This window comes from Pantoea sp. SGAir0180, assembly GCF_043546245.1.
This window is the reverse complement of the sequence record NZ_CP028071.1, coordinates 280,699-294,320: the sequence shown is the minus strand read 5'-3', so window position 1 is coordinate 294,320 and position 13,622 is coordinate 280,699. Positions and strand designations below refer to the sequence as shown.

The 13,622-nt window shown below is 54.7% G+C and carries 15 protein-coding genes and 3 tRNA genes; 8 read left to right on the top strand and 10 right to left on the bottom strand.

Annotation, left to right across the window (positions count from 1 at the left end; genetic code table 11):
- Window positions 1–56: 56 nt before the first annotated feature.
- The 4 genes from C1N58_RS01455 to syd form a co-directional block, all read right to left on the bottom strand.
- Window positions 57–503: a flavodoxin gene (locus tag C1N58_RS01455; RefSeq protein WP_006120773.1), complete on the bottom strand. Its 447-nt coding sequence runs from the start codon at window positions 501–503 to the stop codon at window positions 57–59.
- Between the two features lie 12 nt (window positions 504–515).
- Window positions 516–1,295: a tRNA pseudouridine(65) synthase TruC gene (gene truC / locus C1N58_RS01450; RefSeq protein ID WP_054633223.1), complete on the bottom strand. Its 780-nt coding sequence runs from the start codon at window positions 1,293–1,295 to the stop codon at window positions 516–518.
- The gene (locus C1N58_RS01445; RefSeq protein WP_006120775.1) at window positions 1,295–1,624 is read right to left on the bottom strand and encodes a YqcC family protein; all 330 of its coding nucleotides are present in this window, start codon (window positions 1,622–1,624) and stop codon (window positions 1,295–1,297) included. Before C1N58_RS01445 ends, truC begins: the two co-directional genes overlap by 1 nt.
- Window positions 1,625–2,201: 577 nt before the next feature.
- Complete coding sequence (gene syd / locus C1N58_RS01440) at window positions 2,202–2,750, bottom strand: SecY-interacting protein (protein ID WP_054633222.1); 549 nt, start codon at window positions 2,748–2,750, stop codon at window positions 2,202–2,204.
- Window positions 2,751–2,811: 61 nt separating this feature from the next.
- On the opposite strand from syd, the gene queF reads away from it, so the two are divergent.
- The 3 genes from queF to xni all read left to right on the top strand — a co-directional run bounded on the left by queF (window position 2,812) and on the right by xni (window position 5,983).
- Window positions 2,812–3,657 carry an NADPH-dependent 7-cyano-7-deazaguanine reductase QueF gene (gene queF / locus C1N58_RS01435; RefSeq protein WP_033739575.1) on the top strand — a complete coding sequence of 282 codons (846 nt, stop codon included), beginning with the start codon at window positions 2,812–2,814 and terminating at the stop codon, window positions 3,655–3,657.
- A 169-nt stretch (window positions 3,658–3,826) separates the two neighbouring features.
- Window positions 3,827–5,191, top strand: a complete 1,365-nt coding sequence (ppnN, locus tag C1N58_RS01430; RefSeq protein WP_006120778.1) for a nucleotide 5'-monophosphate nucleosidase PpnN — start codon at window positions 3,827–3,829, stop codon at window positions 5,189–5,191.
- 33 nt (window positions 5,192–5,224) lie between these two features.
- Window positions 5,225–5,983, top strand: coding sequence for a flap endonuclease Xni (gene xni, locus C1N58_RS01425; RefSeq protein ID WP_006120779.1), 759 nt, complete (start codon window positions 5,225–5,227; stop codon window positions 5,981–5,983).
- Between the two features lie 39 nt (window positions 5,984–6,022).
- On the opposite strand, the gene rlmM is transcribed toward xni, so the two are convergent.
- The 4 genes from rlmM to C1N58_RS01405 all read right to left on the bottom strand — a co-directional run bounded on the left by rlmM (window position 6,023) and on the right by C1N58_RS01405 (window position 9,037).
- Complete coding sequence (gene rlmM, locus C1N58_RS01420; protein ID WP_394564511.1) at window positions 6,023–7,123, bottom strand: 23S rRNA (cytidine(2498)-2'-O)-methyltransferase RlmM; 1,101 nt, start codon at window positions 7,121–7,123, stop codon at window positions 6,023–6,025.
- Window positions 7,116–7,511 (bottom strand): DUF423 domain-containing protein, encoded by a 396-nt coding sequence (locus C1N58_RS01415; protein ID WP_014605150.1) that lies wholly within the window; start codon window positions 7,509–7,511, stop codon window positions 7,116–7,118. Before C1N58_RS01415 ends, rlmM begins: the two co-directional genes overlap by 8 nt.
- Before the next feature lie 50 nt (window positions 7,512–7,561).
- Entirely contained in the window at window positions 7,562–8,479 is a 918-nt protein-coding gene (locus C1N58_RS01410; protein WP_006120782.1) for a transcriptional regulator GcvA, read from the bottom strand.
- 336 nt (window positions 8,480–8,815) lie between these two features.
- Window positions 8,816–9,037 carry a YgdI/YgdR family lipoprotein gene (locus tag C1N58_RS01405; protein WP_006120783.1) on the bottom strand — a complete coding sequence of 74 codons (222 nt, stop codon included), beginning with the start codon at window positions 9,035–9,037 and terminating at the stop codon, window positions 8,816–8,818.
- Between the two features lie 207 nt (window positions 9,038–9,244).
- Here C1N58_RS01405 and csdA point away from each other — a divergent pair, with 207 nt between their 5' ends.
- Together csdA and csdE are read left to right on the top strand one after the other, a co-directional pair.
- Window positions 9,245–10,453, top strand: a complete 1,209-nt coding sequence (csdA, locus tag C1N58_RS01400; RefSeq protein WP_394564510.1) for a cysteine desulfurase CsdA — start codon at window positions 9,245–9,247, stop codon at window positions 10,451–10,453.
- Between the two features lie 2 nt (window positions 10,454–10,455).
- Entirely contained in the window at window positions 10,456–10,905 is a 450-nt protein-coding gene (gene csdE / locus C1N58_RS01395) for a cysteine desulfurase sulfur acceptor subunit CsdE (protein ID WP_394564509.1), read from the top strand.
- 106 nt (window positions 10,906–11,011) lie between these two features.
- Here the strand turns inward: csdE and tcdA are convergent, their stop codons facing one another.
- The gene (gene tcdA / locus C1N58_RS01390; protein WP_006120786.1) at window positions 11,012–11,812 is read right to left on the bottom strand and encodes a tRNA cyclic N6-threonylcarbamoyladenosine(37) synthase TcdA; all 801 of its coding nucleotides are present in this window, start codon (window positions 11,810–11,812) and stop codon (window positions 11,012–11,014) included.
- A 49-nt stretch (window positions 11,813–11,861) separates the two neighbouring features.
- Complete coding sequence (mltA, locus tag C1N58_RS01385; RefSeq protein WP_033739585.1) at window positions 11,862–13,010, bottom strand: murein transglycosylase A; 1,149 nt, start codon at window positions 13,008–13,010, stop codon at window positions 11,862–11,864.
- Between the two features lie 204 nt (window positions 13,011–13,214).
- Between mltA and C1N58_RS01380 the strand changes: the two genes are divergently transcribed.
- The 3 genes from C1N58_RS01380 (at window position 13,215) to C1N58_RS01370 (ending at window position 13,568) form a co-directional block, all read left to right on the top strand.
- Window positions 13,215–13,291 (top strand) — tRNA-Met (locus C1N58_RS01380).
- Window positions 13,292–13,353: 62 nt separating this feature from the next.
- Window positions 13,354–13,430 (top strand) — tRNA-Met (locus tag C1N58_RS01375).
- A 61-nt stretch (window positions 13,431–13,491) separates the two neighbouring features.
- Window positions 13,492–13,568: transfer RNA gene (locus tag C1N58_RS01370), tRNA-Met, on the top strand.
- The last annotated feature ends 54 nt before the right edge of the window (window positions 13,569–13,622 follow it).

Sequence of the window (13,622 nt, the reverse complement as noted above, 5' to 3'; positions counted from 1 at the left end):
CACCCGCGTGGCGCGCATGTCAGCCACGCGGGTGCCGTCTTCCCCACCCTGTACAGTCAGAGCTGTTTACCCCACTGCTCAACCCAGGGAGACGTTACCGACTCAGGCTCCGGATCTTCGGTGGCGTCGATGAGCAACACGTCACCGATCCGCTTCGCCTGGTGCGCCTGCAGCAATGCATCAAAACGCTTGCCTGCGCCGCAGAAATTTTCATAACTGCTGTCGCCTAACGCTATCACGCCATAACGCAGCGTAGGCTGATGGCCCAGCTTATCCTGCATAGCATGAAACAGGCCGGAAATCGTATCCGGAAAATCGCCCTGACCGGTGGTCGAGGTGATGATCAGGGCGACATCACTGGCATAGTGTTGCCAGTCGGCCAGTGTCGGATCTTCGAAAATCGTTACCTCATGGCCCTGCTGCTGCAACAACGGCTCAGCTTCTTCTGCAACCAGTAAGGCGTTCCCATAGACGGTGCCTACAAAAATCCCAATCTTTGCCATTTCTTTTCCCCTTTATTCCGGAACGCTATCCTGACCTGAGCCTGCGAGAAACTCAACCCGTGGCACATCAGGAATACAGGCCTGCCAGCCAAACTGCTCCATCACCCGTTGCCAGACAGGATCGAGCCCGGCACGAATAAGCAGCGGTTCGCCCGTCACAGGATGGTTAAGGGATAAGCTGCTGGCATGCAGCATCAAACGGCTGGCCCCAAAGTGCGCAGCCGCACCACGATTCTGGCGTAAATCCCCGTGGGCCGAATCGCCGATGATGGGATGACGCAAATGGGACATGTGCCGACGGAGTTGATGTTTCCGCCCGGTTTGCGGTTTAAGCTCAACCAGGCTGTAACGTGCCGTGGGATAGCGACTGATGGCGACCGGCATTTCTACCGTTGCCAGTGCGGCGTAATCGGTCACCGCCGGCTGCGGCGCACGGGGTTCGCTGACAAATTTGTCCGCGATCTTGTCCAGCTCTTCCACCAACGGATAATCCAGCCTGTCACTGCCTTCAAGCCAGCCGCGCACAATGGCATGGTAGGTCTTTTCCATATGGTGATGCTCAAACTGCTGGGACAGCAGGCGGCCTGCCTCACTGGACAGCCCCATCAGCAGCACGCCTGATGTGGGGCGATCCAGCCGATGCGCCGTGAAAACATGCTGGCCTATCTGGTCGCGTACCGTCTGCATCACAAACCGGGTTTCATGGCGATCAAGCCAACTGCGGTGCACCAGCCAGCCTGCGGGCTTATTCACCGCGACCAGCCACGCATCCTGATAAATGATTTCCAGCATCAGACCGGGTCATCCTGCAGCAATGCATCCAGCTGCTGTAAGGTCAGCAACAACAGTGTGCGCCCCGGCTGAACCGGCGTTAACGCCATTTCAAAATAGGGGGCAACCGCAAAATTTTTTGGCAATGCCTGGCCCGCACGAATCAGCATCTGCACCCGTGGAATCAGGACCCACTGCAACCATTCCAGCGGCTGCATCGTGTCGAGGAAAAAAGGTTGCTGGCTTGCGAAAGCCTGTTCGTCTGGCGCGTCCACCTGCCACAGATCGTGCTCACGCATGACGGCTTCGAGCTGTTCAAGCCGTTGCATAATAAACTGTTCTGACGTCATGCCTCACCTCTGACGAATAAAAAGGGGCGGCAAGGATAACCCGCAGGCACAAAAAAAGGGAGCACTGTATTAAACAGTGCTCCCGGTTCGTTTGCAGCTCTCCTGCTACGTTAATGCTCCCTGCTCATCCTTGACAACTTTTCCCGTGCTTAGTCCTTCCGCGAATCATCCTGATCACTCCTTAGCCTCCTGGCCCACCGCCTCGTCCGAGGGGCTCTCATTCTCCATCCTGGAGGTGTCCCTTAACTCATTCCTGAGTGTCCTGCTTCGTCCTGAAGCCTTCCTTGTGACGTAACAGCATTACGTTCCTGCCTCCTGGCCACCGTCTCCCTGACGGTTCCTGCTGTCCATGACGTCCTGTCAGCGAGACCTATTCTCTTAAGAAAAGCCTCAGGGCACAAGGTGTTAAAACACGATATAACGCGATCCTGTTCAAGAGATTGAACAGCGGTGCTAATAAGTTAATGATTTACAATATTTTTACATCTCGGCCGCCACTTCACCGTTTCGCTAATATGGCGATCTCTCACACGGCATGTAAGAGATCTCTCACACGCGAAGCGGCACATCTCTGCAATTAATCACTAAGCGGTTGTAAATTATTAAGAAAAGTACAGATATCCGATGCCAGCGTAATACGTTTCTTCTGACCGGGCGTTTCAAGGATGATGTCACCGCTCAGATTGCACAGGGAAATAATGTTCTCTTCTGACGCAGTGGTGGCAATAAACAGTGTTGGATTCTGCTTCAGGCGCCGCTGCATGACGAGGTGTCCGATCAGGTTTTCCTGCAGCCGGACAAAGTCGGTTTCACTCCAGACCTGGAGCAGCGTTAGCCTGTGGTCCTGCCACATGGCCTGCATGTCCCCCGCGAACTGGTGCGTATAAAAGGCCGTAATCTGCGGTTGCAGCGCAATCTCCAGCGCCCGCTCAACCGCCTCCAGCGAGGGCAGTAGTGTAAAGGGTTGCGGTTGCCAGAGCGCACACTCATCACGGTTTTCCAGCAAACAGGGGGAAGGAATACCATAAAGATCGCGACTGGCTGGCGAATGGCCCCGGCTCTGCTGCCAGTGCTGGCAGTAGCGCGTGGTAAAATCCGTTAACGCTTCAGCGGTTTGCTGCATCATTCAAATTCTCACTTCTGATAGGTTACACTTACTCACTTTGATGACTCTAGTGGTAACCGTTATGTCTTCTTACCAGCCGGACCCGGCACTGAGCAACCTGACGCTGGGCAAGCCTACAGCGTATCACGATCGCTATGACAACAGCTTATTACAGGCCGTGCCGCGCAGCATGAATCGCGAGCCTTTGGGCCTTTATCCCGATAATTTGCCGTTCTCGGGCAGTGATATCTGGACGCTCTATGAACTCTCATGGCTCAACAGCAAAGGCGTGCCCCAGGTGGCCGTGGGCGAAGTCGAGCTTGATGCCCGGAGCCGTAATCTTATCGAATCAAAGAGTTTTAAGCTCTACCTTAACAGCTTTAACCAGACGCGATTTACAGACTGGGCCGAGGTACGCCAGACGCTGGAGCAGGACCTGCGCGCCTGTGCCGAGGGCGATGTCCGTGTGGCGCTGTTTCGCTTACAGGAGATCGAAGGTCAGCCTGTCGGTCACTTTGCGGGCACCTGCATTGATGAGCAGGACATCGAGATTGAAGATTACGGCTTCAATGCCGATTATCTGATCGACGCCGCCGGTCAGGAACAGGTGCAAGAAACGCTGGTCAGCCATCTGCTTAAATCCAACTGTTTGATCACCAATCAGCCTGACTGGGGATCGGTAATGATTCGCTATCAGGGCCCGCGCATCGATCGTGAAGCTCTGCTGCGCTATATCGTTTCATTTCGTCAGCATAATGAGTTTCATGAACAGTGCGTGGAGCGTATTTTCAACGACCTGATGCGCTTTTGTCAGCCATCACAGCTGACCGTCTACGCACGTTACACGCGACGGGGTGGACTGGATATCAATCCGTGGCGCAGTAATGTGCCCTTTACGCCGGGCCATTCTCGTCTGGTTCGTCAATAGTTTGCGAATCCTTTCTCAGACTGTTAAACGCGCATACGGTTCCACTTGAGCAAACCTTGCCGACAAGGCTACTCTGGACAGGGCGGTAACCTGCGGGTTGCCAACCAGGGATTTTGGTCACTGCATTTGCAGTGTCAGTTATCACCCCAGCGGGTGCAAAGGAGTTCATTTGATTACACATGTCAGCCCTCTTGGCTCTATGGATCTGCTCTCCCAACTGGAAGTAGATATGCTGAAGCGCACGGCCAGCAGCGATTTGTATCAACTTTTCCGTAACTGCTCGCTCGCCGTACTCAACTCTGGCAGTCAGACTGACAGCAGCCATGAACTGCTGTCGCGTTTTGAGAACTTCGACATCAACGTACTGCGCCGTGAGCGCGGCGTTAAGCTGGAACTGATTAATCCCCCGGAAGAAGCCTTCGTCGACGGTCGTATCATCCGTTCACTCCAGGCCAACCTGTTTGCCGTCTTGCGCGACATCCTGTTTGTCAATGGCCAGCTCGCCAGCTCGGGGCGTTTACCCTGCGAAGAGGACAACGACTCAGCCACCATCACCAACACGGTGTTTTCCATTTTGCGCAATGCCCGCGCCCTGCATGTGGGTGAATATCCCAATACCGTTGTCTGCTGGGGTGGCCACTCGATCAACGCGGTGGAATACCAGTATTGTCGCAACGTGGGCACGCAACTGGGGCTGCGTGAGCTGAACATTTGTACCGGTTGTGGACCGGGCGTGATGGAAGCGCCGATGAAAGGTGCCGCCGTGGGCCATGCCCAGCAGCGCTATCGTGACAGCCGCTTTATCGGATTAACTGAGCCGTCCATTATTGCGGCTGAGCCACCGAATCCGCTGGTGAACGAACTTATCATCATGCCGGATATCGAAAAGCGCCTGGAAGCCTTTGTGCGCATCGCGCACGGCATCATCATCTTCCCGGGCGGCGTGGGTACCGCAGAGGAGTTCCTCTATCTGTTGGGCATTCTGATGAATCCACAGAACGCGCATCAGGTTCTGCCGCTTATTCTGACCGGCCCGAAAGAGAGCGCCGATTATTTCCGCGTACTGGACGACTTCATTGTCAGCACGCTCGGCGAGCAGGCACGTAAGCATTATCAGATCATCATTGACGATGCTGCTGAAGTTGCCCGTCTGATGAGAAAAGCCATGCCGCAGGTGAAAGAGCATCGCCGTGAAACCGGTGACGCCTACAGTTTTAACTGGTCAATGCGTATTGCTCAGGATCTGCAGGTGCCGTTTATGCCAACGCATGAAAATATGGCCAACCTCAATCTCTACACAAACCAGGCTCCAGAAAAACTGGCGGCGGATTTGCGCCGGGCCTTCTCAGGGATTGTTGCAGGAAACGTCAAAGAGATGGGCATTCGCGAAATCCGCGAAAAAGGCCCTTACAAACTGCACGGCGATGCCGACATCATGCACCGCATGGATGAACTGCTACAGGGCTTTGTGGCGCAGCAACGTATGAAACTGCCCGGCACTGCCTATATTCCGTGCTACGAAATCATCAAGTAAATCTGGAGGCAGCCTGCGGGCTGCCCATATCTTATGTCTCTTCACTTACTCATTGTTGACGCCCTCAATTTAATTCGTCGCCTGCATGCGGTACAAGGCTCGCCCTGCGTCGACAGTTGCGTAGGCGCGCTGCGTCAGCTTCTGGGGCACACGCGGCCGACGCACGTGGTGGCGGTGTTTGATGGTGAAGCCCGCCATCAGGGATGGCGGCACCAGTTGTTGCCTGACTATAAAAGTGGCCGCCCACCGATGCCCGACGATTTGCAGGCCGAAATGCCCGCGCTGAAGGACGCCTTTCGAAACGCGGGCGTCAGTTGCTGGATAGCCGACCAGGATGAAGCCGACGATCTGGCGGCGACGCTGGCGGTCAAAATGGCGCAGGCTGGTCATCAGGCGACCATCGTTTCAACCGACAAAGGTTACTGCCAGTTACTGGCACCGACGATTCGCATCCGTGACTATTTTCAAAAGCGCTGGCTGGATGTGCCTTTTATTGAAGCCGAATTCGGCGTTGCACCCGCGTTGCTGCCTGACTACTGGGGATTATGCGGCATCAGCAGCAGTAAAATTCCCGGCATCGCAGGCATTGGCCCCAAAAGCGCCCGGGAACTGCTACAGCAGTTTGGTTCACTGGAATCGCTGTATCAGCAGTTGGATCAGGTGCCGACCAAATGGCGTAATAAGTTACAGGCCGGACAGGAGATGGCGCTGATCAGCCGCGATGTGGCCCGGCTGAAACAGGATTTGGTGCTGGAAGGGAATCTGAATTTACTGCGTTACCATGGCGGCTAATCATATCAGACCGGGCACAATCGCGCCCGGTCTGCAGGGTTAACGCTCGTCGCGGCGGCCACCGACAGCGGCCCAGATGCGACGAATGTGCACTGTCACTTCTTCACGATCGTGATAAAGCTGACGTGCCCGAATCTGCGCGTTAACGCCATTTTCATTGAGTCGCTGCTCGATCATGGCCAGATTCTGCGTGACTTCTTCGTAGCGCTTCTTCATGGGCAGTTTCAGGTTAAATATGGCTTCGCGGCACCAGCCGTTGACCAGCCAGTCCGCCATCAGGTTCGCCACGCGAGCCGGCTTTTCCACCATGTCGCAGACCAGCCAACTGATGTTGGTGCGGGGCGGACGGAAACGGAAACCGTCTTCACGCTCGTGAAAAACCTGGCCGGTCTCCATCAGGCTGGGCGCCATCGGCCCGTTATCCACGGCGTAAACCATCATGCTGCGCTGTACCAGTTGATAGGTCCAGCCGCCTGGACAGGCCCCCAAATCGACGGCATACATTCCACTGGCCAGACGTTCATCCCACTCATCGGCCGGAACAAAAACGTGAAAGGCCTCTTCCAGCTTAAGCGTGGACCGACTCGGCGCATCAGACGGGAACTTAAGACGCGGAATGCCCATATAAAAGGGTGAGCTGTTCTCCGGCAGTGAATACCCGACGTAGCAGGTGCCGGGGGCGATATAGAACACATGCACGACCGGGCGTTTTGGGCTTTCATAGTTGAGCAGGATTTTGCTCTCACGCAGGCTGGCGCGCAGCGGGACGGTAAACTTGCGGCAGAACCTGGTGAGCTCTTTGGCTTCGTTGGTATCCGGCACTTCAACACGCAGTTCCCCGCCCTTTTCCACCACGCCGCTTAACATGCCTACGATGGGGGAAATACGATCGTCCTGGGGCAGATCCCGCAGCAGTTCGCCAACAACCAGCATCTGGCGGGCAAATATCAACTGCTCAAACGGCAACTCGCGAATCAGTCTCTCCGCATCGGGCTGCTGGTAGCACTCAAACAGGACATAACCTGCATCCTCTTTAACCCGAGGAAAGCCGTAAACATTGCGCTCGGCGGCTTTAGCACTAATTTCCGCCGCACACTCTTTTTCAAAGCCAGCGCGGCAATACAGTAAAACTTTATTCATGGCGTTCTGCCTTGGTTTTAAGACGCAGTGCGCCAATCAACATCAATAGCCAGCCAACGAGGAAGAACAGCCCCCCGACTGGCGTGATAAAAACAAAAAACGTTAAGTGCGACAGCGCCAGGGAATAGAGGCTGCCGCTGAATAATACGGTACCCAGTGCCATAGAGGCGCTGCTCCAGTAGAACCAGATATTACAGCGATAAAGCATCGCCGCTCCCAGCCCCAGCACAGCCAGCGTATGATAAGCCTGGTATTCCAGCCCGGTATGAATCCAGGCCATTTCAGTCGCTCCCAGCGTTTTATTCAACACATGAGCACCAAAAGCACCAAATGCCACCAGGAAAAACCCACTGATGGCCGCAAAAATAAACATGGCACGTCTGGACATGAATGTATCCTCAAGGTGCGTTTGCAGGTCCCTGCAAAAAAATAAAAAAGTTACTGATCATAACGAAAGCGGAATTTTTCTTGTTCGGTAGCCGCTTTGGCGAGGATCCACTGTCGAAAGGCGGCTATTTTACCCAGTTCTGCCTGACTGTCATGACAAACCAGATAAAAAGCATTTTTGCTCACTAAAACGTCATTAAACGGACAAATCAACCGTCCCGCTTCGATTTCGCTTTGCGCCATAACGTTATTGGCCAGGGCAACGCCCTGCCCATGGATGGCCGCCTGCAGCACCATCGCGCTGTGGCTGAAAATGGGTCCCTGTTGCACATTGATATGCTGGACGCCTGACTGACGGATATACGCCTGCCAGTCACGGCGGGAAGCATCATGCAACAGCGTAAAACGAGCCAGATCCATGGGCGTTTTCAGGGGATTTTCCCCCGTCATCAGCGACGGCGAACAAACCGGCAGCAAATATTCGGCATAGAGTTTTTCGACCCGCAGGCCTGGCCAGTTTCCCCGGCCATAGAAAATGGCCACATCCACATCATCGGCCAGCTTCTCTTCATCCCGATCGACCGCCTGAATGCGGACGTCAATTCCCGGATAAGCCAGATTAAAGCTGGAAAGACGCGGGACCAGCCACTGAATCGCAAAGCTTGGCAGCAAACTCACCGTCAACGCCCCTTTGGCGCTGCGTGCCTGCAGTTTACGCGTCGCCTCGTTGAGCGCAGAGAAAATTTCTTTGATATCCAGATAGTAGCTTTGGCCTTCCTCGGTGAGTAAAAGCGACCGGTTTCGCCGTCTGAACAGCTTCAGTCCCAGAAAATCTTCCAGTGATTTGATCTGGTGACTGACAGCAGCCTGGGTCACAAACAGCTCTTCAGCGGCTTTGGTAAAGCTTAAATGGCGTGCTGCGGCATCAAATACCCGCAGTGCATTCAGGGGAGGAAGACGTTTTGACATGGTTATCCATAGCCAGCCTGGCAAAAAATACGCGGACTAATACAAAGCCTTAACGTATTAGAATTTATAATCCGAGACATTATAAATTGTCCGTTGAGGAAGCTCCAGCAAATACCTATAGTTGCGGTACTTCCTGAGCCGGAACGAAAAGTTTTTAGATTTGTGAGTGAGTTCGCAGATTTTCTGAAAGCTTTTGGCTTGTGGTCGTGATGTTGTGTTTGCAATTTTGATCTGACCTTTACAGATCAAGCTTTTTTATTTCCTGTAGATTTACCCTGTCTGTCCATTGTGATATTGAGTAGCACCGCAAATTGCGGTGCTTTTTTTATGCGCGGATTACTTCATCTCAACCATTTCTTTCACATCTGAACGGTTAATCTGCTGCTCATTGCCATTCGCATCTTTATAGCTAATCATACCGGTATCAGTATCGACTCTTGGTTTACCTTCAGCAACGATAGTGCGTCCGTCATTGGTATGCATTACGTAGTTGCTTGAACAGGCAGCCAGGGTAAAGGCCATTGTACAAACGGCCAGCATTGCGGCGAGTTTTTTCATCTTCTATCTCCTTGCAGATTGATTGCACCAAACCGCCCGCGTTACGCTGACCCGAGAAATGGTCAAGTGGGATCGACTATCAGAATGTCGTATCGCCATGCGGGTGAAGTTTTTACCTTGCAATATTCAGCATAACCCGCTTTTCCAGCTTTGCCAGACAGACATCCATCTTTCAGCCTGAGTCTGATAATTAACAACGAGCTATGTATGCGTGCCTTTAATCCTTCTTCATTCCGGCAGCAGTTTCCTGCCCTGAGCGACGCGGGTGTTTATCTCGACAGCGCCGCCACCACGCTAAAACCGCAGGCGGTAATCGAGGCGACTCAGCAGTTCTACAGCCTGAGCGCCGGTACGGTTCATCGTAGCCAGTTTGCAGCGGCTCGCCGGTTAACCGAGCAGTATGAGCAGGCGCGGGGCCAGGTGGCGCAGTGGCTCAATGCCGCCAGTAACCGGCAGATTGTCTGGACGCGCGGTACCACCGAAGCCATTAACCTGGTGGCGCAAAGCTGGTTAGCCCCGCGTTTACAGCCCGGCGATGAAATCCTCGTCAGCGAAGCCGAGCACCACGCCAATCTGGTTCCCTGGCTCATGGTCGCACAGGCCACGGGCGCGCGCGTGGTAAAATGGCCAATCGGTGAGGATCGCCTGCCCGATATCGCCGTGCTGCCCTCACTGATCACTCACCGGACGCGTCTGCTTGCGCTGGGTCAGATGTCCAATGTCACAGGCGGCTGCCCCGATTTATCCCGGGCCATCGCTCTTGCCCATGCGGCAGGGGCAAAAGTTATGGTCGATGGCGCGCAGGGCGTCGTACATTGCCCGCCGGATGTACAGGCGCTGGATATTGATTTCTATGCCTTTTCCGGCCACAAGCTCTATGGCCCAATGGGCATCGGTGTGCTGTACGGTAAAGCGGAATTGCTGGAAGAGATGGCCCCCTGGCAGGGCGGCGGTAAGATGCTGACGAAGGTCGACTTCACCGGCTTTACGCCCCAGCCGGTGCCCTGGCGCTTTGAGGCCGGTACGCCAAACGTGGCGGGCGTGACCGGACTGAGTGCCGCGCTGAGCTGGCTGCAACAGCATAATATGTCTAAAGCAGAGATCTGGAGCCAGCAGTTAGCCAGTCTGGCCGAGGAACAGCTTGCAGAACTGCCGGGCTTTCGCAGTTTCCGTTGTGGCCAGGCCAGCCTGCTGGCCTTCGACATTCAGGGAGTGCATCACAGCGATATCGTGACACTGCTGGCAGAGCACGGGATCGCCTTACGTGCGGGTCAACATTGTGCCCAACCGTTAATGGCGGCACTGGGCGTTGAGGGGACGCTGCGCGTATCGTTTGCCCCCTATAATAATTTACAGGACGTCGATGCGCTGCTGCGCGCTATGCACAGCGCTGTCGCGTTGTTATCGGAGTTTTAATCATGCACGCATCCCTGCTTGCCCCGCATCCGTTCGGTGTTGAAATTACGCCTGCGGATCTGAAAGAAACCTTCTCTCACTGTCGGCAGTGGGAGGATCGCTACCGGCAGCTGATTTTACTTGGCCGACAGTTGCCGGCCTTACCTGACGCATTAAGAACACCGGACAGTGAGCTGAGTGGTTGCGAGAATCGCGTCTGGCTGGGCAGCCAGATCCGGGAAGAAGGTTCCCTGCATTTTTACGGTGACAGCGAAGGTCGCATCGTTCGTGGTTTGCTGGCCGTGCTGCTCACCGCTGTTGAAGGCCAGACGCCCGCGCAATTACTGGCGGCCGATCCGCTGGATCTGTTTGAATCGCTGGGCCTGCGTGCGCAGCTTAGCGCCTCACGCAGTAGCGGCCTGAAAGCGCTGGCCGATGCCGTCCAGCAGCATGCGCAACGGGCGCTGGATTAACCGCTCATGGCGCAGTCGTCGGTCAGTGTTTAGCTAATCAGGTCAGGCTGGCGGCCTGGCAAACGCGGGCTAAAGCCGTACAACCGCGTTGCACGGCAGATTAGCATTACGCCTGGCGCGCGGCCCGTGCCAGAAATTTCTTCAGGGCATGCGAAACGGCAACAAAGCCAAAGGTGGCGGTGACCATCGTGGCTGCGCCAAATCCGGATTCACAATCCATTCTTTTCGGCCCTTCCGCTGTGCTGCGTGAGGCGCAAACCGAGCCATCCGCCTGCGGATAAACCAGCGCCTCTGTAGAGAAAACGCAGTCGATGCCCAGCTTGCCTTTGCTGTTTTTTACCACGCCCAGCTGTTTAAGCCGCTCGCGTAATTTAGCCGCCAGCGGATCCTGGATGGTCTTCGCTAAGTCAGTCACCTGGATTTGCGTGGGATCGATTTGCCCACCTGCGCCGCCCGTGGTGATCAGAGGAATCTTATTGCGTCGACACCAGGCAATCAGCGCCGCCTTGGGGCGCACACTGTCGATAGCGTCAATTACATAGTCGATATCGGCAGTCAGCAGCGTCGCCGTGTTTTCCGGGGTGATAAAGTCATCAATACAGATCACCTCACAGTCAGGATTAATGGCGCGCAGACGCTCGGCCATCACGTCCGTTTTGGCTTTACCCACATTGCCGCTCATCGCATGTATCTGACGATTGGTGTTGGTGATACAGACATCATCCATATCGATCAGGGTAATCCTGCCGATGCCGGTTCTTACCAGTGCCTCGGCAGCCCAGGAGCCCACGCCGCCAATACCAATCACGCAGAAGTGGGCATCAGCGAAATGCTGCAACGCCGACTGCCCATAAAGACGTGCCGTGCCACCAAATCGCTGGTGCCAGGCATCGTTTAACACTTTCATAGTTGAACCTGTTACTGAGCGCGGGCCCGATCGCCCGCCGCTTCAAAATTTAGTTAGCGCCTAACAGCAGGCTGCCGTTGTTACTGCTCTGCGCATTGCTGAACAGCGGCTGACCGGCTCCCGGTGCCGATTTCAGCACCCACACACGACCATAATGGTTATAGAACCCCGCCAGATGGGCAGCATCTGGCCCTACGCCCTGATAGATATCGAAGTGCTGGCCTTTGATCGCGCCGCCGACATCCAGCGCCACCATCACCCGCATTTCATATTTCCCGTTGAATTTGCCCTTTTCATTGAGCTGCGGCACTTCCGCCAGCAGCACCGTTCCGGCAGGAATCAGTGAACGATCGGATGCCACAGAGGCTTTCGCCACCAGCGGCACCGCGCTCGCGCCACGTACCGGCACATAAGGTTCGGGTTTGAAAAAGACAAAGGAAGGGTTAGTTTCTAGCAGCGCCCGCACTTCCTCGGGTGAATGTTCCTCAGCCCACTGGCGAATAGCCTGCATTGACATGTCTTCACGCTTGACCTCGCCCCGGTCGATCAGCTCTTTACCGATGCTATGATAACCCCAGCCGTTTTTGCCGCCATAACCAAAAAAGCTCATCGGACGTCCGTCACCAAAATCGACATAGCCGCTGCCCTGCACATCCATAATAAAGTTATCAATGAGTGAGTTACTCCAGGCAATGACGTAGCGATCGTCCAACGCCCCACTGTATATCGATGCGCGGCTGGGTAATTTCTGACCGCGTTTGCGCGGCGGCATGCGGTAAATAGGGTACTGAAACTCGCCCTGTCGCGTGTAGCGTGCCTGAACGACCGGCGTGTAGTAGCCCGTAAACTGGACGTTACCGTAATTATCGGTGCCTTCCATCTGAAACGCATTTAACCCAAACTGGCGCAACTGTCGTGTATCGCCCCCCGCCATCAGCCAGTTTTCAACCGCACTGTAAGTGCTGTTGTTACGGCCAAACAAACCCGAAGCGGCCGCCTGGATTTGCTGAATCTGTTGCCCAAAATCTCTGCCGTTAACCGGACGGCCTTTGGCGTTAGGTTGATTCACCAGCGCTAAGGGCTGATCAAGTTTTCCGTCTTTATATTGTTGACCCCGATCGGTCGGCTTAGAACTACAGCCCGCCAGAAGCGCTAAAAATGCGCCAGTAAGTGCGTACTTCGCCCAACGTCCTTTCATCTTCATCTCTTTTTATAAGTGTTCGCCACGCGACGATAGCAAAGCCGTCATCAGAATGAAATCCATCCTCTTTCGTCATAACGGATATCGGTGCAATAAATCACCAATTGGTGGAATCCTTCAGCAATTAACAGCAAATTTAGCCTTTTAGGGCAAAAAGGGGTTGCAACAATCATCGTGCGGAGTATAGTGCGCATCCACGGACGCGGGGTGGAGCAGCCTGGTAGCTCGTCGGGCTCATAACCCGAAGGTCGTCGGTTCAAATCCGGCCCCCGCAACCAGTTCTTCTGTAGTTTTGCTCAGACAGAAGAAACAATGTGAAAAGTCGCTATGCGCAATCGGACGCGGGGTGGAGCAGCCTGGTAGCTCGTCGGGCTCATAACCCGAAGGTCGTCGGTTCAAATCCGGCCTCCGCAACCAATTCTTCTGAGACAATGCTCACTCAGAAGGGACAATGTGAAAGTCGCTATGCGCAATCGGACGCGGGGTGGAGCAGCCTGGTAGCTCGTCGGGCTCATAACCCGAAGGTCGTCGGTTCAAATCCGGCCCCCGCAACCACTTTAAACACCTGAGAAGGTGTTTTTTTGTTTCTGGCCTCCGTCAGTCAATCCC

Coding starts and splice junctions, on each gene's coding strand:
- syd (WP_054633222.1), bottom strand. CDS start 2,750: ATGATGCAGCAAACCGCTGAAGCGTTAACGGATTTTACCACGCGCTAC.
- C1N58_RS01445 (WP_006120775.1), bottom strand. CDS start 1,624: ATGACGTCAGAACAGTTTATTATGCAACGGCTTGAACAGCTCGAAGCC.
- truC (WP_054633223.1), bottom strand. CDS start 1,295: ATGCTGGAAATCATTTATCAGGATGCGTGGCTGGTCGCGGTGAATAAG.
- C1N58_RS01410 (WP_006120782.1), bottom strand. CDS start 8,479: ATGTCAAAACGTCTTCCTCCCCTGAATGCACTGCGGGTATTTGATGCC.
- mltA (WP_033739585.1), bottom strand. CDS start 13,010: ATGAAAGGACGTTGGGCGAAGTACGCACTTACTGGCGCATTTTTAGCG.
- queF (WP_033739575.1), top strand. CDS start 2,812: ATGTCTTCTTACCAGCCGGACCCGGCACTGAGCAACCTGACGCTGGGC.
- xni (WP_006120779.1), top strand. CDS start 5,225: ATGTCTCTTCACTTACTCATTGTTGACGCCCTCAATTTAATTCGTCGC.
- C1N58_RS01415 (WP_014605150.1), bottom strand. CDS start 7,511: ATGTCCAGACGTGCCATGTTTATTTTTGCGGCCATCAGTGGGTTTTTC.
- rlmM (WP_394564511.1), bottom strand. CDS start 7,123: ATGAATAAAGTTTTACTGTATTGCCGCGCTGGCTTTGAAAAAGAGTGT.
- C1N58_RS01405 (WP_006120783.1), bottom strand. CDS start 9,037: ATGAAAAAACTCGCCGCAATGCTGGCCGTTTGTACAATGGCCTTTACC.
- tcdA (WP_006120786.1), bottom strand. CDS start 11,812: ATGAAAGTGTTAAACGATGCCTGGCACCAGCGATTTGGTGGCACGGCA.
- csdA (WP_394564510.1), top strand. CDS start 9,245: ATGCGTGCCTTTAATCCTTCTTCATTCCGGCAGCAGTTTCCTGCCCTG.
- csdE (WP_394564509.1), top strand. CDS start 10,456: ATGCACGCATCCCTGCTTGCCCCGCATCCGTTCGGTGTTGAAATTACG.
- C1N58_RS01455 (WP_006120773.1), bottom strand. CDS start 503: ATGGCAAAGATTGGGATTTTTGTAGGCACCGTCTATGGGAACGCCTTA.